This window comes from Pseudomonas sp. B424 (assembly GCF_055408345.1).
The window spans coordinates 451,635-471,377 of record NZ_JBUZTL010000002.1 but is presented as its reverse complement, the minus strand read 5'-3'; the positions used below and the strand labels follow the sequence as shown (position 1 = coordinate 471,377).

The following is a 19,743-nucleotide window of genomic DNA, read 5'->3' as shown; positions in this document are numbered from 1 at the left end:
ATTCGGTTTTTCCGAAACCTGCTTACCCGCAGGGAGCCGGAGTGTAGTGCCGCAAATAACAAAAGCAAATTCGGAACTACTCCCATCCAGGAAGCACAGCGCCCAACGGGGCCGCGCGATAATTTGTTTCCGACAAATGGCTTCGCTCAAGCTGATTTATTACAGTTTCAATAAAAAACATACGCAGGTTGCTATTCTCTCTTGCAACGCTTGTTGCAAAACTGCGCGCTTCGTGAGTTCGCGACCACACTGATACTCATAACGCACACGCAAACAATGAGCGCAAAGCGTGGCAATAACGAACGTGATTTTTTACTGACCATTATTGTGCTGATAATCATCGGTTTTTACGCAGCGGTTAAAGATGAGCGGCACATCAGAGACAAACGCTACAAACACTTAAAAAACATATTGCAGCAGCATGAGATCAAATCTTTCGAGAGCCTTAAAGAGAGCACCTGGACCCGATAGTCCCGCAAGCAGTTCGCTACTGATTTCTAAACTTTAAGCATACAACTTGATGACACCAGCAACTTAAAAACCATCAATCAAAACAATCCTTCTTCACAGCGTCGGACAGTGCAAGGAATGAAGAAACTCAACCCTTTGTTCTTTGCGAAAATCCGATCGCCATAAAGACGCATCCAGGAATCCACATCCCGGCTATTGAAGTAGCGAGGCCTGCAGCAAACAGCGACATCCCTACTACGAATAATGGCTGTTTGAATGAATTTTCCATAACGCTAAACCTCCCGAACAACTAATCCCATTTACTCACACACTAAGCCCGGGATCAGCGCAAAGCATCAGAGAAAACCTCGTAGATGAGCCCGGTTGCAATCGCAACCAGTATCAGCTCAGTACCCGCTTGCCGCCATTCGTAGCCCTCATAATGAGGCAACTGGCCAAGCAACCTGCCATCCAGTTTCTTGGCGATACCTGGAGGAAGGGGCTTTCCTCTGGCCAGGTTCTTTTGTATTCCGGGTGGCAGCGAAGGTCCCGGACTCCAAAGGTCCCGGTGACCACTGAGCACTCCCAATACGCTGGCCTGGTCAATGCGGGGGCCGCGATCCCGATAATCTCCATTCGAGGCATGCCCTTTATTTCCCTGGCCACCTTGAGCGTTGCCTTTTCCATTGCCTTGTCCCTTCCCATTGCCGGGGTCGGCCAGAGCCGTCACCGCCCCCAGGGCCAAAGCAAGACAGGTAACAGTCGCCACAAGCAGGCGTGACTTAAACATGGCCATTTTCTCCGGAAGGGAATACCCATTGAAATGTAGTCTGTATTCCCGATTTCAGCTCCGCACAGCTCATGTAGCCCTCACGCTGCCTGCCTTTACGGCCTCATCCACACAGTCAAACTTGGTGCCCTCCCCTCCGGGCAGCGGAATGACGACCGATAGTAGCAGTGCATAAATAAACCCGCAGAAAACCGTGCAAGTTAACGCGACCGAGCTTCACTTACATATAAAGGTTCTTACCGAACAACCAGCGCCAACGACAGCCTGTCGCTAACTGCCCGATCCCTCACGGGAGGTCGCATCGGAGTGTGATCTGAATACCACCAACCTGAGCGAACGCAACGGCTGACAAACGCCAGGAAGATCGCACTCCGATGCGTGCACATCACTGCAGACCGGCCCGGTACAATCACCCGGTCATCCTGGTTTACCTGGCATCCTGTGTGCTCCCGAGCGGGGAGCCAGCCGTGCTCAGCAATAGACTGAAAAAACATTGTAGACACATCAAAAAAAGCCCTCTCTATTCCAGCGAACATCGATGCTGAAAAGCGATAATCCTCAAATGAAGATGCGCCCCGCAATGGCTCATTGAAGATTTTCACATTCTTGGCGACAGCAACGCATATCGCCAAAGTCAAAAACTTGAAACCTGTGTTTCGAGGTTAAATATCAAGCACTTCGGAATGCCCCACCCGAAGATCCAGCCCAAACCTGCGAGGTTAATCACGATGAGTGCCACATCGACAACAACTCCTGCAGAACCCATAGCCGGATATTTTTGTTCGGCGACTTCAGCTCCATTGCACAAACACTTCTTGCCAGGATGGGCATACAGAAAAGATATCGAGTACCTGGAGGTGGGAGCTGATTTGGCGTTCTGGGGTGGGGGTTTTGCAAAAGTTTTGCAAAAGTTTTGCAAATCGCAGACAACAAAAAAGGGCCCACCTTTCGGTGAGCCCTTCTAGACCGCCCAGCAGAGCGGATTTTGTTTGGTAGGCGCGATTGGACTCGAACCAACGACCCCCACCATGTCAAGGTGGTGCTCTAACCAACTGAGCTACGTGCCTGCTGTGGGGTCGCATTCTATAGATTTGCGGAGGGGTGTCAACACCTTTTTTGCAGCTAACCCTATGAATAGTCGAATTATTTATTTTTACCGCAAAAATGCTCATCTGCAGGTGGCTGGCGGGCGGATTTCAACTCAGGTAGCATCGGGCTTACTCGTAAAAAATATAAAACAGAGGCTGCAGAATGTCGAACACCCCATATCCCCAGTCCTACTATGCGGCTTCAGCTAATCCTGCACCTGAGCGCCCTGCCCTGCAGGGTGAGGTTGAGACTGACGTCTGCGTGATCGGTGCCGGCTACACCGGGCTGTCGAGCGCGCTGTTTTTGCTGGAGGCCGGGTTCAAGGTCACGGTACTGGAAGCCGCGAAGGTGGGGTTCGGCGCTTCAGGGCGCAATGGCGGTCAGATCGTTAACAGCTATAGCCGCGATATCGATGTGATCGAACGCACGGTCGGCGCCAAGCAGGCACAGCTGTTAGGTCAGATGGCCTTTGAAGGCGGCAAGATCATTCGTGAACGCGTGGCCAAATATCAGATCCAGTGCGACTTGAAAGACGGCGGTGTGTTTGCAGCCATCACCGCCAAGCAGATGGGCCACCTGGAAGCGCAGAAGAAGCTCTGGGAACGTTATGGCAATACGCAACTGGAGCTGCTGGACCAGCGCCGCATTCGTGAGGTGGTCGCCTGTGATCAGTATCAGGGCGGATTGCTGGATATGAGCGGCGGGCATATTCACCCGCTCAATCTGGCGCTGGGTGAAGCCGCGGCCGTTGAGTCGCTGGGCGGGACGATTTACGAACAGTCACCCGCGATTCGTATCGAACGCGGCGCCAACCCGGTGGTGCATACGCCCGAGGGCAAGGTGCGGGCCAAGTTCATCATCGTGGCCGGCAATGCCTATCTGGGCAATCTGGTGCCCGAGCTGGCATCCAAGTCCATGCCGTGCGGCACCCAGGTGATCACCACCGAGCCGCTGAGCGAAGAGCTGGCCAAAACGCTGTTGCCACAAGACTACTGCGTCGAGGACTGCAACTACCTGCTCGACTACTATCGCCTGTCCGGCGACAAGCGCCTGATCTTCGGCGGTGGCGTGGTGTACGGCGCGCGCGACCCGGCCAATATCGAGTCGATTATCCGGCCAAAAATGCTCAAGGCCTTCCCGCAGCTCAAGGACGTGAAAATTGACTACGCGTGGACGGGCAACTTCCTGCTGACGCTGTCACGCCTGCCTCAGGTTGGCCGTATTGGCGACAATATCTATTACTCGCAAGGTTGCAGCGGTCACGGGGTGACTTACACCCATCTGGCCGGCAAGGTGCTGGCCGAGGCTCTGCGCGGTCAGGCGGAGCGCTTTGATGCCTTTGCCGACCTGCCACACTACCCGTTCCCCGGCGGGCAACTGCTGCGTACACCGCTGACCGCCCTGGGTGCGTGGTACTACAGCTTGCGGGACAAGTTCGGTTTTTAATGTTCTGCGGGAGCTGGCAATTCAGCTCCCGCAGCATTTCAGTAGTGTGATTCCAGGGTCTTGATCGCCGTGGCACCCGCCTGCTCCTGGCCCGAGCGTGACAAGTCGTTGGCCGCTTTCAACCAGCGGGCCTTGTCGACGCTGGCCGGCAACTGTGTCGGCGACACTATCAGTACTGCCCAGCCGCCGGCGTCCATCCACGCCGTCTTGAACGTGTCGAAGTCCATCAACCGGCGTCGCTCCATGCCTGCACGCAGCATGACCGTGCGCTTGGTGCGGTTATACCCCACCAGCATCGCGTAGCGCGGCTCGGACCAGAGCCTCCCATCGCTGAAGCGCAGCATGACCGGGTAACCCGCCGCCACTTGGGTCAATAACGCCGACAGCGACTTGTCCAGCGGATACACCATCAACCCGTACCCGGCAGCCAGCTGTTCTATATTGCCCTGCAACGACGCTTCCGCTCCCGGCAGCTTCAGGGGTTTGGTCAAAAGACCCGGCGTCACCCTGACCTTTTGCTCACCGAGCATGGCCGCCAATGTTTGCGGGGCGCCTTGATGGGCATTGCCGCGGAAAAAGGGCACGCCATTGAGCTCGACCCGTTCCGGCAGGCCGCGAAGCCCAGGCGGCTCGACACTGGCGCAGCCCACCATCGCCAAAGTAAACAATGCCACCAGCCACAGTCGCGCCGATCTCAACTCAATCACTCCCTGCATATTCCCTCGCTTTGAATGAACGCCAGACCATCAGGCCCGCCTTGGCCGTCGATCATAGGGCGCCAACCAGGCAAGGTATAGCCTTAAGCCACAGCCCAATGGCCGGGATAGAGCAAATCAGTTAGTCCACCACGACCTTCGGTCAATAGACTGCAACACTGCTGCGACTAGACTGTCCTCTGCTTAGCGTGTGTTTGAGCCCGTAGGGGGCAAAGGAGGCACTGATGAGCCCGATACTCACTATTTTCCTGCTGATTGCCGGCTGGCTGACCGTCGCCGGCGCCATGCTGTGGGGCCTGATGCGCATCAGCCGCCATCACCACCCGCAAGTGCAGCCAAAGCCGCAAGCCACACCTGAAAAACCGGTAGCCGCCGCGGCAAACGCCCACTAGCCCACAAAAAAAAACCGCCCACCCCAAACAGGGTGGACGGCTTTTTAACAGCAACTTGCGATTACTTCACCAGGGCAGCCTGGCGTTTTTCCCGAACCCGGCGCGCCAGGATGTTGAGTGTTTCAACCGTGGCGGAGAACGCCATCGCCGCATACACATAACCTTTGGGCACGTGGGCACCGAAACCTTCGGCGATCAGGGTCATGCCGATCATGATCAGGAAGGCCAGGGCCAGCATCACCACGGTCGGGTTGTCATTGATGAACTTGGCCAGCGGCTCCGAAGCCAGCAACATCACCAACACCGCCACCACCACTGCAATCACCATGATCGGCAAGTGCTCGGTCATACCGACCGCGGTGATGATGCTGTCGATGGAGAACACCAGGTCCAGCATCAGGATCTGCCCGATGGCGGCGGCAAAACCCAAGGTGACTTTCGACGACACGCTCTCGGTCTTTTCTTCCGCCTGCGGGGTCATGCTGTGGTGGATCTCGCTGGTGGCTTTCCACACCAGGAACAAGCCACCGGCAATCAGGATCATGTCCTTCCACGAGAAGGCTTTGCCCAGCACTTCAAACACCGGCGTGGTCAGTTGAACGATGTAAGCGATCGTGCCCAGCAAGCCCAGACGCAGGATCAGCGCCATGCCGATACCAATGCGGCGCGCCTTGGTGCGGTACTGCTCAGGCAGCTTGTTGGTCAAAATCGAGATAAAGATCAGGTTATCGATGCCCAGCACGATTTCCATCACGATCAACGTGGCTAAAGCGACCCAGGCTGCGGGGCTGGCAGCCAGTTGTAAAAGATATTCCATAGGTGTGTTCGGACTCTGCAGTAGGACGAGTTAAATAGCTTTGGACGAGTCTTTGTTGTCTTGCTCAGGCTGCTCTTTTTCGATCAGCCCGCCTGTAGCATCACTGAGCGCCTGTTCAGCCGCCTTGTGCGTGTCATCAATCGCCTGTTTGGCGGACTCAGCGGTTTTGCTCAACATTTGTTGCGCCGCTTTTTCTGCCTGATCGCAACCGGTCATCAGTACCAGGCCCGCCACCAACAGCACAGCTACACCTGCTTGTTTAATTTTCATGCTCATTCCCCTCTCTAAATCGACGGCCGCCTGAGCGGCTGCGCATGACGCGGGATTCTAGAGGGTCAAACACTTCAGTAAAATTCGTATTTTTAAGCGCTATACTTCGGTTTTTACGAACTGTTGCAGAGTCTATGCTCAATTACCGCCAACTCCATTACTTCTGGGTCGTAGCCAAAACCGGCAGCATTGTTCGCGCCTGCGAGCAGTTGAACCTCACGCCACAGACCATCAGCGGGCAAATCAGCCTGCTGGAAGACACCTATGGCCTGCCCTTGTTTCGACGGGTCGGGCGCCAACTGGAGCTGACCGAAACCGGGCGTCAGGTGCTGCCCTATGCCGAGCAGATTTTCCAGCTCGGCAGCGAACTGGAAAGCAAGTTACGCATGGCACCTACGGAGCAGCAGATTCTGTTTCGGGTCGGCGTGGCCGATGTGGTGCCCAAGTCGATCGTGTACCGCCTGATCGCCCCGACCATGGAACTGGACAAGCCGATCCGCATTACCTGTCGCGAAGACAAGCTGGACCGGCTACTGGCGGACCTGGCGATTCAACGTCTGGATCTGGTGATTTCCGACAGCCCGATGCCTTCCCACCTCGACATCAAGGGGTTTAGCCAAAAGCTGGGGGAATGCGGCATCAGTTTCTTCGCCACTTCAACACTGGCCAAAAACTATGCCGAAAACTTTCCGCAGTGCCTGCAAGGTGCGCCGCTGCTGATCCCGGGACCCGAGACGGTACTGCGCAGCCGCCTGCTGCGCTGGCTGGCCGAGCAGCAAATACAGCCGCGTATCGTCGGCGAGTTCGATGACAGCGCACTGATGCAGGCCTTCGGCCAATCCGGAATCGGCGTGTTTATCGCTCCGAGCGTGATAGCCCATGAGGTGATGCGTCAGTTTGATGTTGAGCTGATCGGCCACACTGAAGCGGTTACCGAGTCGTTTTACGCCATCACCGTCGAGCGCAAAATCCGCCACCCCGGCATCGTTGCGATCACCGAGGGGGCTCGACGCGAACTGTTTACCCCGCGCTAGCGCACACGGGGCCTGCCCTGAAGGTCATCAACAGCAGCGCCAGCAAAATCGAGATCAGGATAAACCCGGCGGCGGCAAACCCCAGGCTGCCCAAACCGTAGTTATCAATCACCCGGCCGCCCACCATGGCGCCCAGGCCGATCCCCAGATTGGCCCCGGCAATGTTCAGCGACGCGGCAAAGGCCGGGGCATGAGGCGCGACTTTCATCAGGCGTACGTGACTGACCAGGAACATGGCCGCCTGTGTCACCCCCCAAATCCCCATCGCCGCCGCCAGGCCCAGGGTTGAGTGAATGCTGGGGATCAGGGCCACCAGGCCGCCGATCATAAAGGCACAGAACACCATCGAGGCAATCAGCGGATGGCGGTCCACCATGCGCCCGCCCAATGAGTTGCCGATCAGGCCTACGGCGCCAAAGCCCATCAGGCACCAGCCCACCAGCGTGCCGTCAAAACCCGCCAGCCGCTCAAGAATGTCGGCCAGGTAGGTGTAAGCGGTAAACATGCCGCTGAACACCAGCACCGACAGCACGATATGCCCAATCATCAACGGGCTGCGCAACAGACCGAATTGTGAACGCAGGGTGACAGCCTCCTTGACCACGTGTGTGGCGGGCAGGTAGATCCACAGCAGCAGGGCCTTGGCCAGCGCGACCACGGCCAGAATCCCGAAAGCACTGCGCCAGCCCCATGCATCCGAGATCAGGGTCCCGACCGGGATGCCAAATACCGTTGCACAGACAATCCCGAAGCCGATTTTAGCAATCGCCCGCCCGGCGTAATCCGGGCCTACGATGTCCACCGCAGTTTCGCTGGCCAGGGCCCAGAACACCGGCAAGCCCAAGGCTGGCAGCAGCCGCGCAAATGCCATGACCCAGATATTCGGCGCCAGTGCCGCCAGGGTATTGGCGAAGGCGAACATCAGCAAAATCGCAATAAACAGGGGCTTGCGCTTGAAGCGCGCAAACCAGGCGGTCAAGAACGGCCCAAGGGCCGCGACCGTGAACGCAAACAGAGTCACCAGTAAACCGGCCTGGGGCACGCTGACTTCAAGGTCACGGGCAATCGAAGGCAGCAGGCCGACGATGATGAACTCGGTTGTAAGCACGGTAAAACCGGCCGCAGACAGCAGCAGGATGGGCAACAGCATGAATAACTCCAGAGACAACGAGGCCAGCGAAAGCCCGAAAGGCCCGCTGATTTGAAGAAAAAAGGGGATGCGCAATAGTAACAGAATGATTCGTCGCGAAGCCACGTTGCCCGGCCTTGTTTCAACACAGATGTGGCAGATTGCCCCTGCGTAGGAAAGCGCCTACATCTGTATGATAAAGTTACCCCCCTGCCGACTTGCGTCGATCAGCCTGCCCGCTTGCCGCTGATCGCCCCATAGTTTTTCAATGCACCACCCAGAACAACTAGAGAAACCCTATGACTGCTGCTCCACCTACCCTGATGCACAAGCTCAAGAGCACCAGCCTGGTGACCCAGATCGTGATTGGTCTGTTCGCCGGCATTTTGCTGGCCTGGCTTGCGCCCTCCGCAGCGCTCTCGGTGGCCTTTATCGGCAAGGTGTTTGTCAGCGCCTTGAAAGCCGTTGCACCGATTCTGGTCTTTGTTCTGGTCATGGCATCGATTGCCAACCACAAGCACGGGCAAGAAACCCATATCCGCCCGATCCTGGTGCTGTACCTGTTCGGTACTTTTGCCGCCGCCTGCGTGGCCGTGGTCGCCAGCATGCTGTTCCCGTCGACACTGGTGCTGGTCACTGAAGACATCGCCATTGCCGCGCCGGGCGGTATCAGCGAAGTGCTGCAAAGCCTGTTACTGAGCGTGGTCGACAATCCGGTCAGCGCACTGATGAATGCCAATTTCATCGGCATTCTGGCCTGGGCCATCGGGATGGGCATCGCCATTCGCCATGCCGGTGACACCACCCGCACCGTACTCAGCGACCTGTCCAACGGCGTCACCGTGATCGTGCGCGTGGTGATTCGCTTTGCACCGCTGGGCATTTTCGGCCTGGTGGCTTCGACCCTCGCCACCTCGGGCTTTGGCGCCCTGCTGGGCTATCTGCACCTGCTCACGGTGCTGATTGGCTGCATGCTGTTCGTGGCGCTGGTGGTCAACCCGCTGATCGTGTTCTGGAAACTGCGCCGCAACCCGTACCCGCTGGTGTTTCTGTGCCTGCGCGAAAGCGGGATCACCGCGTTTTTCACCCGCAGTTCGGCGGCCAACATTCCAGTGAACATGGCCCTGAGCGAACGCCTGGGCCTGCATGAAGACACTTACTCGGTATCGATCCCGCTGGGCGCCACCATCAATATGGCGGGCGCGGCGATTACCATCACGGTATTGAGCCTGGCCGCCGTGCATACGCTGGGGATTGTGGTCGACATTCCGACTGCCATTTTGCTGAGTGTCGTGGCAGCCGTGTGCGCCTGTGGCGCATCGGGTGTGGCGGGAGGTTCGCTGCTGTTGATTCCGCTGGCGTGCAGCCTGTTCGGCATCCCGAGCGAAATTGCGATGCAAGTCGTGGCCGTGGGTTTCATCATCGGCATCCTGCAGGACTCTGCAGAAACCGCGCTCAACTCGTCCACCGATGTACTGTTTACTGCTGCGGCCTGCCTGGCCCAGGAAGACAAAGCCCTGCAACAGGGCTAAGTCAAAACGGCTTCAGGAGCGCCCGGGCGGGCAGTTCCTGAAGCCGTCACAAGGCGGCTTGCTTAGAACGCGCCCATGTAATCACGCTTGCCGACTTCAACGCCGTTGTGACGCAGGATCGCGTACGCAGTGGTCACGTGGAAGAAGAACTGCGGCAGGCCATAGGTCAGCAGGTAAGCCTGGCCGGTAAAGCGTTTTTCTTTCGGCGTGCCCTGACGGGTGATGATTTCGATGCCTTCCTTGCCGTCGACCTGCTCGGGCTTGATCCCGTCAACAAAGGCCAGCACCTTGCTGATCAGCGCTTGCAGATCAGCAAAGGTCACTTCGCTGTCGTCGTACTTCGGCAATTCGATTTCAGCCAGACGGCCCGAAACGCCCTTGGCAAAATCAACGGCAATTTGCACCTGACGCACCAGCGGGAACATGTCCGGAGCCAGACGGGCCTGCAGGAACACACTCGGGTCGATGTTCTTGGCCGTCGCGTGGGCTTCAGCCTTGGTCAGAACACCGCTCAGGGCGTTGAGCATTTGCTTGAACACGGGGATGGAAGCGGCGTACAGGGAGATAGTCATTTAAGTCTCGACAGTCTGTGGGCGGGAATGATGTGTGCGGCGATTATAGACACGCCTGTAGTCTTGCGGTGTATCAAGATCAACCATCACCCCTTCACTGGCGACCGTTACCGGCATAACTGGCTCGCGGCTATACAACAACCGACATAGCGTTACCTCCAGGACACACACATGCCCTCTGCACATGCTGGTACACACCTCGCTACACCTAGCGGCGACCCGGTCCAGGTGCTCTATCGCAAGATCACCTGGAAACTCATTCCGTTCCTCTGCTTCTGTTATCTGGCGTCCTATCTGGACCGGATCAATATTGGCTTCGCAAAGTTGCAAATGCTGGGCGACCTGCAGTTCAGCGAGACTGCGTTTGGCCTGGGCGCCGGGCTGTTTTTTGTCGGTTACATCATTTTCGAGGTGCCAAGCAACCTGGCCCTGGAAAAGGTCGGGGCCAAGGTCTGGATTGCCCGGATCATGATCACCTGGGGCCTGCTTTCGGCCTGCACCATGCTGGTCACCACCCCTACCCAGTTCTATGTTGTGCGCTTCTTGCTGGGCGCGGCCGAGGCCGGCTTTCTGCCCGGCGTCCTCTACTACCTGACCACCTGGTTTCCGACTCACCGACGGGGCCGCATCATTGCCCTGTTCATGATTGGCATGCCGCTTTCCAGCGTGATCGGCGGGCCGCTCTCGGGCTGGATCATGGGTGCGTTCGACAACACGGCGGGGCTCAGGGGCTGGCAATGGCTGTTCATCATCGAAGCGATCCCCAGCGTGTTGCTGGGCATTCTGACGTTCTGGGCCCTGCCCAACAGCCATCACACCGCAAAATGGCTGAACGACGAAGAAAAAGCGCTGCTTGAAAACGAGCTGCGCCAGGACGACGCCGAAGGCAAAAACAGCAAGCACAGCTTTCGCGACGGTTTCTTCAATCTCAAGGTCTGGATGCTTGGCGGCATCGACTTCTCCATCCTGCTCAGCGCTTATGCCATGGCGTTCTGGATGCCCACCTTCATTCGCAATGCGGGCGTGGCCGACAACTTCCACATCGGCGTACTGACCGCCCTGCCCAGCGCCGCCGCCCTGATCGGGATGCTGATGATTGGCGCCAGCTCCGACCGTCATCGCGAACGTCGCTGGCACATCATCGTGCCCTTCCTGATCGGCGCGGCGGCCATGGCCGGCACGACCTTCTTCAGCCATAACGTGTTTGCGACCGTCTTTCTGTTCGCCATTGCCTCGGCCGCCATCATCGGCGCCGTGCCGGTGTTTTTCAGCTTGCCGGCAACGTTCCTCAAAGGCCGCGCGGCTGCTACCGGCTTCGCCCTGGCCTGCTCCCTGGCCAATATCGCGGGGCTGGTGAGCAACTCATTGATGGGCATCGCCATCGACGTGACCGGCAGCGGCTCCGGCGCGCTGTGGTTCTTCGCCGGCTGTCTGCTGCTGAGCAGCCTGCTGGTGATCGCCCTCCCCGCCAAACTGGTCAACCGCTGATCAACAACAAGGAACAACCTGTGGGAGCGAGCAGGCTCGCTCCCACAGCAGGGGTTACATGACAGTCGCTCTACCGCGTAAAAGACTCCACAATGGTCGCTGGCAACGGTTACTCAAATTGGAGAAGAAAATGGAAGTTCCCGCTAGTCAGCTCTCAGATAGCACACAGATCGAATCTGACACCGGACCTCTGCTCAACAGCACCGAGATCCGCATTCTCGGCTCCTTGATCGAGAAACAGGCCACCAACCCCGAAACCTACCCCTTGACCCTCAATGCGCTGGTGCTGGCCTGCAACCAGAAAACCAGCCGTGAACCGGTGATGAACCTCAATCAGGGTCAAGTCGGGCAAAGCCTGCGCGCACTGGAAGGCCGCGGCTTTACCCGACTGGTCATGGGCAGCCGCGCCGATCGCTGGGAGCACAAGGTCGACAAGGCCCTGGAACTGGTCCCCGGGCAAGTGGTGCTGCTGGGGCTGTTGTTTCTGCGGGGCCCGCAAACCCTGAACGAGCTGTTGACCCGCAGCTCCCGCATGCACGATTTCGAAGATACCGATCAGGTCCAGCACCAGATGGAGCGCCTGATTGCCCGTGATCTTGCACTGCTGGTACCGCGCCAGAGCGGCCAGCGCGAAGACCGCTACATGCATGCGCTGGGTGACCCGGCCGATATCGACACACTCATGCTCGCCCGCCAGCAACCCGCAGAACGCAGCGGTGGTTCAGGGGTATCGCTGGAGCGTTTCGAAGCCCTTGAGGCACGCATCGCCGCCCTTGAAGCGCGCCTGGCAGAGCTGGAGTAAAGCTTGAATCGGGCGAGGCAACTCGCCCGACACGGCCCTCAACTGCGGGCAAACGCCACGGCGGCCTGGAACTGCCCGGCCGCAGGTCGAACTCCGGTGTACAGCACGAACTGCTCCAGCGCCTGAATCGCAATCACCTCAAGCCCCGTGATCACCTGCTTGCCTTGAGCACGGCCGCGCATGATCAATGGCGTTTCCACCGGAATGGCCACCACGTCAAAGACGATCTCGCAGCGATCGATGGCATCGGCCTCAAAGGCCAGATCATCGGCTTCTGCACCGCCCGTCATACCCACTGGCGTGACGTTGATCAGCATCTGCGGTCGGTGTGCCCCCAGCTCCGGCTTCCAGTCATAGCCACAATTTGCCGCCAGCGCGGACCCGGTCGCTTCGTTACGCGCCACGATCACCCCGTTGCGATAACCGCCATCGCGCAGCGCCGAAGCCACTGCCTTGGCCATCCCGCCACTGCCCAGCAAGGCAAAGGTGATGTCCTTGGGGACTTTGTGAGTGTCGAGCAGTTGCGCAATGGCGATGTAATCGGTGTTGTAGGCCTTGAGATGGCCGTCGGTGTTGACGATGGTATTGATCGACGCGATCGCCCGGGCCGAAGCATCCAGTTCGTCCACCAGCTCGATCACTGCCTCCTTGAAAGGCATCGATACACCGCAACCACGAATCCCCAGCGCCCGAATACCTGTCACGGCACCCGCAAGGTCTTTGCTGCTGCAAGCCTTGTAGTAAAAGTTCAGGCCCAGCTGTTCGTATAGATGATTATGAAAACGCAGTCCGAAGTTGCCCGGTCGGCCTGACAGCGATATGCACAGCCGGGTGTCTTTATCCGGATTCATTTGCATGCTCATCTCCTCCTTGCTGAATGCTTTTAGATAGACGGCACAAGCCGTACTGAGAGTTTTGTTGGATCATAGCGCTATTGCCTGCGCTGAAACGTCTCAGCGCCCGCAAGACCTTACACAAAATTTACCAACGTGCTCCGCAGTTTTTAAAAAAAACACGGTCTTAAGGTTATCCCCGCGATTATCCGCGGCCTGGTGCAGGCCAAAACGTCGGGGCTGAAATTCGAGGAATAGTCATGCTGCGTACCCTCCCCAAAGTCGCTTTGCTCATCGGCGCGCTGGCTGTCGCCGGCCAGGCATCCGCCCATGGCGGTTGGGATGCCGGGTCTGCCATTGTTGGCGCGGTGGTCGGCGCCACCGTTGTCGGTTCGGTCATGGCCAACCAGGGCCCGCGCCCGGTTTACGCTCAGGAGCCGGTCTACGTGCAGCCGCAACCGGTTTACGTCCAGGCCCCTCCGGTCTATTACCAGCCGCAGCCGGTGTACGTCCAGGCGCCTCAGCCCGTCTACTATCAGGGCTACTACGGCCGGCCACACCCGGTGTACTACGGCCCGCCCCGTGGCTATTACGGCCCGCCACGCTGGTAATCCCGGCATGGGTAAAGCGGCAGGCCTGTTCAGCTGCCGGCGGGGCCAAATAGATAATGTGAATGTCGCGGATGAGACACCGCGCTGGCCCGGACTGCGGCATTATGGAGCGCAAACAGCGCGATCATTGCCACACCCATAAAAACAAGGACGACGTTTATGCCTACACAAAACCCGCACCACACCATCGGGTTGTGCACCTCCAGCAAGGTGTACAACACCCTCACCGAGCTCAAGCAGCTCGAAGGCCATCGCACGGCCAAGCTGGTGTCACTCCTGACCCAGCACCTTGTCAGCAAAGGGCTGATGAGTGATCAGGAAGTCATGCACATGCTCGATCTGGTGGTTGACTGACACCTCATCGACATCAATGACGACTATCACGCGCAATGATTTTTTGTGCAGCGGCCCGGGCCGTAAGGTAGCGTCATTGTTCGAAGGAGGTTTATATGCCCAGTATCCAAGTCATGTCGGTCATCGGCAGCGCAGTACCCGCTCCCTTACGCGCACACGGCCTGCTGGCGTGCTGGTATGTGGTCAGTGACGGCGTTGCCGTCAGCGGCCCGTTTACCTCTCGCGCCGCTGCACAAATCAAAGCCACCAGCGAAACAGATAAAACAGCGCCACGCTCAACGCAACACTGAGCAGCACGTTACGGCTCCAGAGCATCAACCCTGTCGCACACAGCCCGGCCAGCAGGTACGGGTTGCCCGGGTTCAGGTCGAGCCCGCGATCCTTGACGAAAATGATCGGCCCGCAAATGGCCGTCAGCATCCCCGGCACTGCAAAACCCAAAAACTCTTTGACCCCGCGGTTCAGGCGAATCGGTAACCGGGGCTCCAAAAACAGATAGCGGTTGAAAAACAGAATCAGCGTCATCCCGCCAATAATCGCCCAGATCACGCCCAGCACCCCTCCATTCGCTTGCACAGATAACCCGCGACAATCGCCGTGGAGCCCGCCAGCAATCCCCGGGGCGCGCACGCCAGCGTCAACGGAAGGCAGGCAACTGTGCCGCGAACAAACGCGGTTCGAGCAAGCGAATCAGACATCAAAAAACATCCCGGCAGTCAGCAGCGGCAAAGAGTCGCAACCCGGGCGACAAAAGTCTTGAACGATCTTGCTCAGCACCTTTCAAAAGCATTACGCGGACCGCCTGAAATGGTCAGACGGGTTTGACGGGCGACCAATCCTGGTCTTTAGTCAGCCGCGTTCACATGACGTTAATTCCGATCAACCGCTGCCACGAGGAACCACCATGAAAGACCTGAAATCCGCCAAGGAAAGCAGAAAGGCCGATCTGCGGACACCTACGGCGCTCAGCGAAAAAGCCTGTATCGACATTGCAGCCGAAGTGAACGCACTGCTGGCTGACACCTTTGCCATTTACATGAAAACCAAGAACTTCCACTGGCACATGTCCGGCCCGCATTTCCGCGACTTCCACCTGTTGCTGGACGAACAGGCCGATCAGATCTTCGCCACCACCGATGCCATTGCCGAGCGCGTGCGCAAGCTGGGGCGCACCACCCTTCGCTCAGTGGGCCATATCAAGAAGCTGCAGCGCCTGCTGGATAACGATGCTGATTTCGTGACCCCCGAAGGCATGCTGGCCGAACTGCGCGAAGACAACATCCAGCTGGCCGCCTACATGCGTGAAACCCACGACATGTGCTCCGAACTTGGGGATGTGGCGACCACCAGCCTGCTGGAAAACTGGATCGACGAAGCCGAGCGCCGCGTCTGGTTCCTGTTTGAGTCCTCGCGGACCAAATAACCCGAAACCCTGCCACGGGCCTTTGCCCGCACCAGGACGATGAATTTTGTTTCACCTTTTTGGCGCCCGGCGAGTTGTATAGTCGCCTCGATCATTGCTCATTCAATGAACCCCTTGGCCCGCACTCTCCCCCGCGGGCCTTTTTTTGCCTGTCAAACGCCTTGCTTGAACACCAGTGCCTTGAGGCCGCACTCGGTATCCGCATCCGGGAACTCTGGCGGGTTGTCCAGGCGCTGCACAAAACGCAGGCCAGGTGCGTCCCGGGTCACGCCATCAATCAGGAAGTCAGAGCCCAGCGCGGGGTCGTTCATGCACGCCAGTACCGTCCCGTTCTCACTGAGCAGCTCCGGCAAACGGCGCACCACGCGCTGATAATCCTTGGTCAGCAGAAAACTGCCTTTTTGAAACGATGGCGGGTCGATGATCACCAGATCGTAGGGGCCGGTACTTTTCACCTTGCCCCACGACTTGAACAGCTCGTGGCCGAGGAAGGTCACCTTGCTCATGTCATGCCCGTTCAGGCGATGGTTGTCGCGCCCGCGGCTCAGGGCTGCCCGGGACATATCCAGGTTGACCACATGCACGGCACCGCCCTCGATCGCGGCCACCGAAAAACCGCAGGTGTAGGCGAACAGGTTCAGCACGCACTTGCCCTCGGCATTGGCCCGCACCCAGTCACGGCCATAACGCATATCGAGAAACAGCCCGTTGTTCTGCTTGCGGCCCAGGTCAACCCGATAGCGCAACCCGCCCTCGGTCAGGGTCCACTCATCAATCGCCTCACCCACCAGCCACTCGGTGTCGCTGTTCAGCGTATAGCGATGCTGCAGCACCAGCGTGTGCGCCCCGCTGGCTTGCCACCCGGGTGATTGTGCAAGCGTCATCAGCTGTTGCTTCAAGGCCTCCAGCTGTTCGGCTGGCGGCTCTTTGAACAGCGAAACCAGGACCACGCCCTGCAGCCAATCCACCGTCAACTGCTCAAGCCCCGGCCAGCAGCGTCCGCGCCCGTGAAACAGCCGACGGGTTTCGCCGGGTGCGCTTTGCAGGGCAGCCAGTAAGTGAAGGTGCAGGGTGGTCAGTGCTTCAGGAGTCATCGGGCAGGCCGGTCATTTTCAAGGGCCGGCATTTTACACAATTGCGCAGCCCTGCCTAATCAACGCGGCAAGCGCTGGCCACAGACACACGGCTCATCAAGAGCATTAAATTATCGTTTTACAATCATTTATTATCGAATTACGATGTTTTGTCGGCGCATAACCCCCTGCCATTTCAGCGCAGCGCCCGAACATTTAAAAACTATCCGTACAACCAGAAGGATTGTTCGATGAAAACTGATCAATTGGCCGAACGCAGCCGAATCCTTGCAACAGCCACCCTGGCTCTCGTCGTGGGCATGCTGCTGACCAATATCGCTTACTGGATTTTCCCCAACGCCATCGCTACCTACGTCGGCGGGTTCAGCCTGAGTGCCATGAGCAAAACACTGAATGCGGACATCCTGCTGATGCCCTGGTGGCAAGTGTCTGGGGCCATTGTCCTGTCCAGCATCCCGCTGCTGATACTGGCCAAGGGGTTAATGGCGCTGCGCAGCCTGTTCCTGGCCTACAGCAAGGGCGAGTACTTCTCGTCCGAGTCTGCCGAGCTGTTGGGAAAAGTGGGCAAAAGCGTCTCTTTGTGGGTGCTGGCCACCCTCTTGCTGACACCGGTCATGAGTGTCTGGATTACCTGGTTGCGGCCCGCTGGCGAGCGATTGCTCACCATCAGCTTTGATCCGTCGCATCTTGTTGCCTTATTCCTCTCCGCTTCTCTTATGATCATCGCCCGCAGCCTCTACAACGCCTGTTCGTTGGCACGGGAAAATCAGCAGTTTGTTTAAAAGAGGCCAAGATGCCGATCGAGATTAAGCTGGACGTCATGCTGGCCACGCGCAAGGTCAAATCCAAAGACCTCGCGCAGATGGTCGGCATAACCGAGCAGAACCTGTCACTGCTCAAGCAGGGGAAAGTCAAAGGTATAAGGCTCGCTACCCTGGAAGCCATTTGCATCGCACTGGATTGTCAGCCGGGGGACTTGCTGCACTATCAACCGGAGCCCTGAGTACGCCTCCTCGCCTGTGGGGCCACAGCTTCACAGGCGTTGTACCTGCAAAATCCCCGCCCCCTCCTGCGTTTCCGGCCCTGTTGCCACGTCACAGCCCCATGTTCAACGCTCACCTCTGTTCAGCCAGCCAACAGCCTTGCGCTGCCAGGGTCGCCGCGGCACAAATCCTTGCCTGACCACTCAAAACATTGAACATGAATATTCTCTGATAACCCCCTGCGAAATCAGGCATTTCTGCCGGCATTGATCCATACTGACAAAATGTAACGATATGTGTGTAGCAGACGTTGCAGCCCGCTACTTCCTAACCATTTTCGAGTCATTCTGCGTGAAAATTCATCTTTCTATTTTAAGCCTGTGTTTGGTTCTGGCAGGCACCAGCGCTTCTTCAATCGCCGCAGCGGCTGAAAGCACCTTGGCTCCCAGGGATACCTCACAACTTCACATTGCCTCAGGCAGCGCGATGCTGATCGACCTGCAAACCAACAAGGTCATTTACGCCAGCAACCCCGACGCCATCGTCCCCATCGCCTCGGTGACCAAGCTGATGACCGCCATGGTGGTGCTGGACGCCAGGCAGTCGATGGATGAGTACATCTCGGTCAATATCAGCGACACCCCGGAAATGAAAGGCGTGTTCTCGCGGGTCAAGATTGGCAGCGAACTGTCGCGCCACGAAATGATGCTGATCACCCTGATGTCCTCGGAAAACCGTGCAGCGGCCAGCCTGGCGCACCACTATCCGGGCGGCTATGTGGCCTTTATCGCCGCCATGAACGCCAAAGCCAAAAGCCTGGGCATGATGAGCACCCACTACGTCGAGCCGACCGGGCTGTCGATTCACAACGTCTCCACCGCGCGGGACTTGAGCAAGCTGCTGGCAACGGCACGCCATTACCCGATGCTCAGCCAGTTGAGCACCACCAAAGAAAAGACCGTGGCGTTCCGCAAACCCAACTACACCCTGGGCTTCCATAACACCGACCATCTGGTGAAAAAGGACAAGTGGAATATCAAAATCACCAAGACCGGCTTTACCAACCAGGCCGGCCATTGCCTGGTGCTGGTGACCGAGATGGGCAACCGCCCGGTATCGCTGGTGATCCTGGACGCCTTTGGCAAGTACACCCACTTCGCCGATGCCGGCCGAATCCGCAACTGGGTTGAAACCGGCAAAAGCGGCAGCGTGCCGGATGTAGCCTTGCGCTACAAAGCAGATAAAAACCTGCACAAGCAACAAATCACCACCGGGCAAGCCGCGAAGTAAAAAAAAGCAGGCACTTGCCCCGGGGAGAGGTCGGGGACAAATGCCTGCGTACTGCTCATCAAATACAGCGGAAAAAAAGAACCCCGCCTGAAAGACGGGGTTCTTTGCTAGCGCATGCTCAGATCAGTTTTGCAGAGCAGGCTGCGAATCCCCATTGATCGGGATACGTTTGGCTTTCGCCTCTTCCGGCACGACCCGCTGCAGGTCGATGCTCAACAGGCCGTTGCTCAAGCCTGCACCTTTGATCTCGATATGATCGTCGAGACGGAAGGACAATTTAAATGCCCGCTGTGCAATACCCTGGTGCAGATAGGTCACGTTGCTGCCCGCACTTTCCGAGCTGCTTTCACGCTTGCTGCCGCTGACGGTCAACACACCTTTCTCCACTTGCAGGTCCAGGTCTTCTTGTCTGAACCCTGCCGCCGCGATCACGATGCGATAGCTGTCTTCACCGTGTTTCTCGACGTTGTAAGGCGGGTAGCCGGTTGGCTCATTGCGCAAAGCGGTTTCAAACAAATCACTAAAACGGTCAAAGCCGACAGAATTACGGAACAGTGGCGCCATAGAAAATGCGTTGCTCATAATTTCATCCTCCTGATTTCAGCGAGATTTGATTTACGCGACCCGG

The 19,743-nt window shown here is 57.8% G+C and carries 23 protein-coding genes and 1 tRNA gene; 13 read left to right on the top strand and 11 right to left on the bottom strand.

The genetic code is table 11. From position 1 onward, the window contains the following. Window positions 1-793: 793 nt before the first annotated feature. Together ACZRMS_RS04490 and ACZRMS_RS04485 are read right to left on the bottom strand one after the other, a co-directional pair. Window positions 794-1,240: an anti-virulence regulator CigR family protein gene (locus ACZRMS_RS04490; RefSeq protein WP_463994304.1), complete on the bottom strand. Its 447-nt coding sequence runs from the start codon at window positions 1,238-1,240 to the stop codon at window positions 794-796. Between the two features lie 990 nt (window positions 1,241-2,230). Continuing rightward, a tRNA-Val gene (locus ACZRMS_RS04485) sits at window positions 2,231-2,307 on the bottom strand. A 184-nt stretch (window positions 2,308-2,491) separates the two neighbouring features. On the opposite strand from ACZRMS_RS04485, the gene ACZRMS_RS04480 reads away from it, so the two are divergent. Further along, window positions 2,492-3,775 carry an NAD(P)/FAD-dependent oxidoreductase gene (locus ACZRMS_RS04480; protein ID WP_463994303.1) on the top strand — a complete coding sequence of 428 codons (1,284 nt, stop codon included), beginning with the start codon at window positions 2,492-2,494 and terminating at the stop codon, window positions 3,773-3,775. Between the two features lie 38 nt (window positions 3,776-3,813). Here the strand turns inward: ACZRMS_RS04480 and ACZRMS_RS04475 are convergent, their stop codons facing one another. Next, complete coding sequence (locus ACZRMS_RS04475) at window positions 3,814-4,491, bottom strand: peptidase C39 family protein (RefSeq protein ID WP_463994302.1); 678 nt, start codon at window positions 4,489-4,491, stop codon at window positions 3,814-3,816. A 224-nt stretch (window positions 4,492-4,715) separates the two neighbouring features. On the opposite strand from ACZRMS_RS04475, the gene ACZRMS_RS04470 reads away from it, so the two are divergent. Continuing rightward, on the top strand, window positions 4,716-4,883 hold the full coding sequence (locus ACZRMS_RS04470; protein ID WP_463994301.1) for a hypothetical protein: 168 nt from the start codon (window positions 4,716-4,718) through the stop codon (window positions 4,881-4,883). Between the two features lie 61 nt (window positions 4,884-4,944). Here the strand turns inward: ACZRMS_RS04470 and ACZRMS_RS04465 are convergent, their stop codons facing one another. Then, entirely contained in the window at window positions 4,945-5,700 is a 756-nt protein-coding gene (locus tag ACZRMS_RS04465) for a TerC family protein (protein ID WP_019826113.1), read from the bottom strand. Window positions 5,701-5,730: 30 nt separating this feature from the next. Further along, a complete protein-coding gene (locus ACZRMS_RS04460; RefSeq protein ID WP_463994300.1) occupies window positions 5,731-5,970 on the bottom strand; it encodes a hypothetical protein in 240 nt (79 codons plus the stop codon). A 134-nt stretch (window positions 5,971-6,104) separates the two neighbouring features. Between ACZRMS_RS04460 and nhaR the strand changes: the two genes are divergently transcribed. Then, complete coding sequence (nhaR, locus tag ACZRMS_RS04455) at window positions 6,105-7,004, top strand: transcriptional activator NhaR (protein WP_463994299.1); 900 nt, start codon at window positions 6,105-6,107, stop codon at window positions 7,002-7,004. Here the strand turns inward: nhaR and ACZRMS_RS04450 are convergent. Continuing rightward, window positions 6,991-8,154: an MFS transporter gene (locus ACZRMS_RS04450; RefSeq protein ID WP_463994298.1), complete on the bottom strand. Its 1,164-nt coding sequence runs from the start codon at window positions 8,152-8,154 to the stop codon at window positions 6,991-6,993. The two genes, nhaR and ACZRMS_RS04450, sit on opposite strands and share 14 nt — an antisense overlap. A 278-nt stretch (window positions 8,155-8,432) precedes the next feature. Here ACZRMS_RS04450 and sstT point away from each other — a divergent pair, with 278 nt between their 5' ends. Beyond that, the gene (gene sstT, locus ACZRMS_RS04445; RefSeq protein WP_463994297.1) at window positions 8,433-9,665 is read left to right on the top strand and encodes a serine/threonine transporter SstT; all 1,233 of its coding nucleotides are present in this window, start codon (window positions 8,433-8,435) and stop codon (window positions 9,663-9,665) included. A 62-nt stretch (window positions 9,666-9,727) separates the two neighbouring features. Here sstT and ACZRMS_RS04440 read toward each other — a convergent pair whose 3' ends face one another. Further along, window positions 9,728-10,237 carry a DUF1993 domain-containing protein gene (locus tag ACZRMS_RS04440; protein WP_463994296.1) on the bottom strand — a complete coding sequence of 170 codons (510 nt, stop codon included), beginning with the start codon at window positions 10,235-10,237 and terminating at the stop codon, window positions 9,728-9,730. 171 nt (window positions 10,238-10,408) lie between these two features. On the opposite strand from ACZRMS_RS04440, the gene ACZRMS_RS04435 reads away from it, so the two are divergent. Beyond that, window positions 10,409-11,725 (top strand): MFS transporter, encoded by a 1,317-nt coding sequence (locus tag ACZRMS_RS04435; protein ID WP_463994295.1) that lies wholly within the window; start codon window positions 10,409-10,411, stop codon window positions 11,723-11,725. Between the two features lie 130 nt (window positions 11,726-11,855). After that, window positions 11,856-12,527: a YceH family protein gene (locus tag ACZRMS_RS04430; protein WP_463994294.1), complete on the top strand. Its 672-nt coding sequence runs from the start codon at window positions 11,856-11,858 to the stop codon at window positions 12,525-12,527. 38 nt (window positions 12,528-12,565) lie between these two features. Here the strand turns inward: ACZRMS_RS04430 and ACZRMS_RS04425 are convergent, their stop codons facing one another. Next, a complete protein-coding gene (locus ACZRMS_RS04425; RefSeq protein WP_463994293.1) occupies window positions 12,566-13,384 on the bottom strand; it encodes a shikimate 5-dehydrogenase in 819 nt (272 codons plus the stop codon). A gap of 236 nt (window positions 13,385-13,620) precedes the next feature. Between ACZRMS_RS04425 and ACZRMS_RS04420 the strand changes: the two genes are divergently transcribed. From ACZRMS_RS04420 to ACZRMS_RS04410, 3 genes are all read left to right on the top strand, one after another. Beyond that, window positions 13,621-13,971 (top strand): hypothetical protein, encoded by a 351-nt coding sequence (locus ACZRMS_RS04420; RefSeq protein WP_463994292.1) that lies wholly within the window; start codon window positions 13,621-13,623, stop codon window positions 13,969-13,971. A gap of 159 nt (window positions 13,972-14,130) precedes the next feature. Further along, window positions 14,131-14,325, top strand: coding sequence for a hypothetical protein (locus ACZRMS_RS04415; RefSeq protein WP_048358432.1), 195 nt, complete (start codon window positions 14,131-14,133; stop codon window positions 14,323-14,325). A 95-nt stretch (window positions 14,326-14,420) separates the two neighbouring features. Continuing rightward, window positions 14,421-14,615 (top strand): hypothetical protein, encoded by a 195-nt coding sequence (locus ACZRMS_RS04410; RefSeq protein ID WP_463994291.1) that lies wholly within the window; start codon window positions 14,421-14,423, stop codon window positions 14,613-14,615. Here the strand turns inward: ACZRMS_RS04410 and ACZRMS_RS04405 are convergent. Continuing rightward, window positions 14,563-14,874: an AzlD domain-containing protein gene (locus tag ACZRMS_RS04405; RefSeq protein WP_463994340.1), complete on the bottom strand. Its 312-nt coding sequence runs from the start codon at window positions 14,872-14,874 to the stop codon at window positions 14,563-14,565. The two genes, ACZRMS_RS04410 and ACZRMS_RS04405, sit on opposite strands and share 53 nt — an antisense overlap. Before the next feature lie 355 nt (window positions 14,875-15,229). Between ACZRMS_RS04405 and ACZRMS_RS04400 the strand changes: the two genes are divergently transcribed. Then, a complete protein-coding gene (locus ACZRMS_RS04400; RefSeq protein ID WP_463994290.1) occupies window positions 15,230-15,748 on the top strand; it encodes a Dps family protein in 519 nt (172 codons plus the stop codon). Between the two features lie 152 nt (window positions 15,749-15,900). On the opposite strand, the gene ACZRMS_RS04395 is transcribed toward ACZRMS_RS04400, so the two are convergent. Next, on the bottom strand, window positions 15,901-16,842 hold the full coding sequence (locus tag ACZRMS_RS04395; protein ID WP_463994289.1) for a class I SAM-dependent methyltransferase: 942 nt from the start codon (window positions 16,840-16,842) through the stop codon (window positions 15,901-15,903). A gap of 230 nt (window positions 16,843-17,072) precedes the next feature. Between ACZRMS_RS04395 and ACZRMS_RS04390 the strand changes: the two genes are divergently transcribed. The 3 genes from ACZRMS_RS04390 to pbpG all read left to right on the top strand — a co-directional run bounded on the left by ACZRMS_RS04390 (window position 17,073) and on the right by pbpG (window position 19,115). After that, window positions 17,073-17,624 carry a DUF2975 domain-containing protein gene (locus tag ACZRMS_RS04390; protein WP_463994288.1) on the top strand — a complete coding sequence of 184 codons (552 nt, stop codon included), beginning with the start codon at window positions 17,073-17,075 and terminating at the stop codon, window positions 17,622-17,624. A gap of 11 nt (window positions 17,625-17,635) precedes the next feature. Further along, complete coding sequence (locus ACZRMS_RS04385) at window positions 17,636-17,845, top strand: helix-turn-helix domain-containing protein (RefSeq protein ID WP_463994287.1); 210 nt, start codon at window positions 17,636-17,638, stop codon at window positions 17,843-17,845. Between the two features lie 331 nt (window positions 17,846-18,176). Beyond that, a complete protein-coding gene (gene pbpG, locus ACZRMS_RS04380; protein ID WP_463994286.1) occupies window positions 18,177-19,115 on the top strand; it encodes a D-alanyl-D-alanine endopeptidase in 939 nt (312 codons plus the stop codon). A gap of 123 nt (window positions 19,116-19,238) precedes the next feature. On the opposite strand, the gene ACZRMS_RS04375 is transcribed toward pbpG, so the two are convergent. After that, on the bottom strand, window positions 19,239-19,697 hold the full coding sequence (locus tag ACZRMS_RS04375) for an Hsp20 family protein (RefSeq protein ID WP_463994285.1): 459 nt from the start codon (window positions 19,695-19,697) through the stop codon (window positions 19,239-19,241). Window positions 19,698-19,743: the final 46 nt, after the last annotated feature.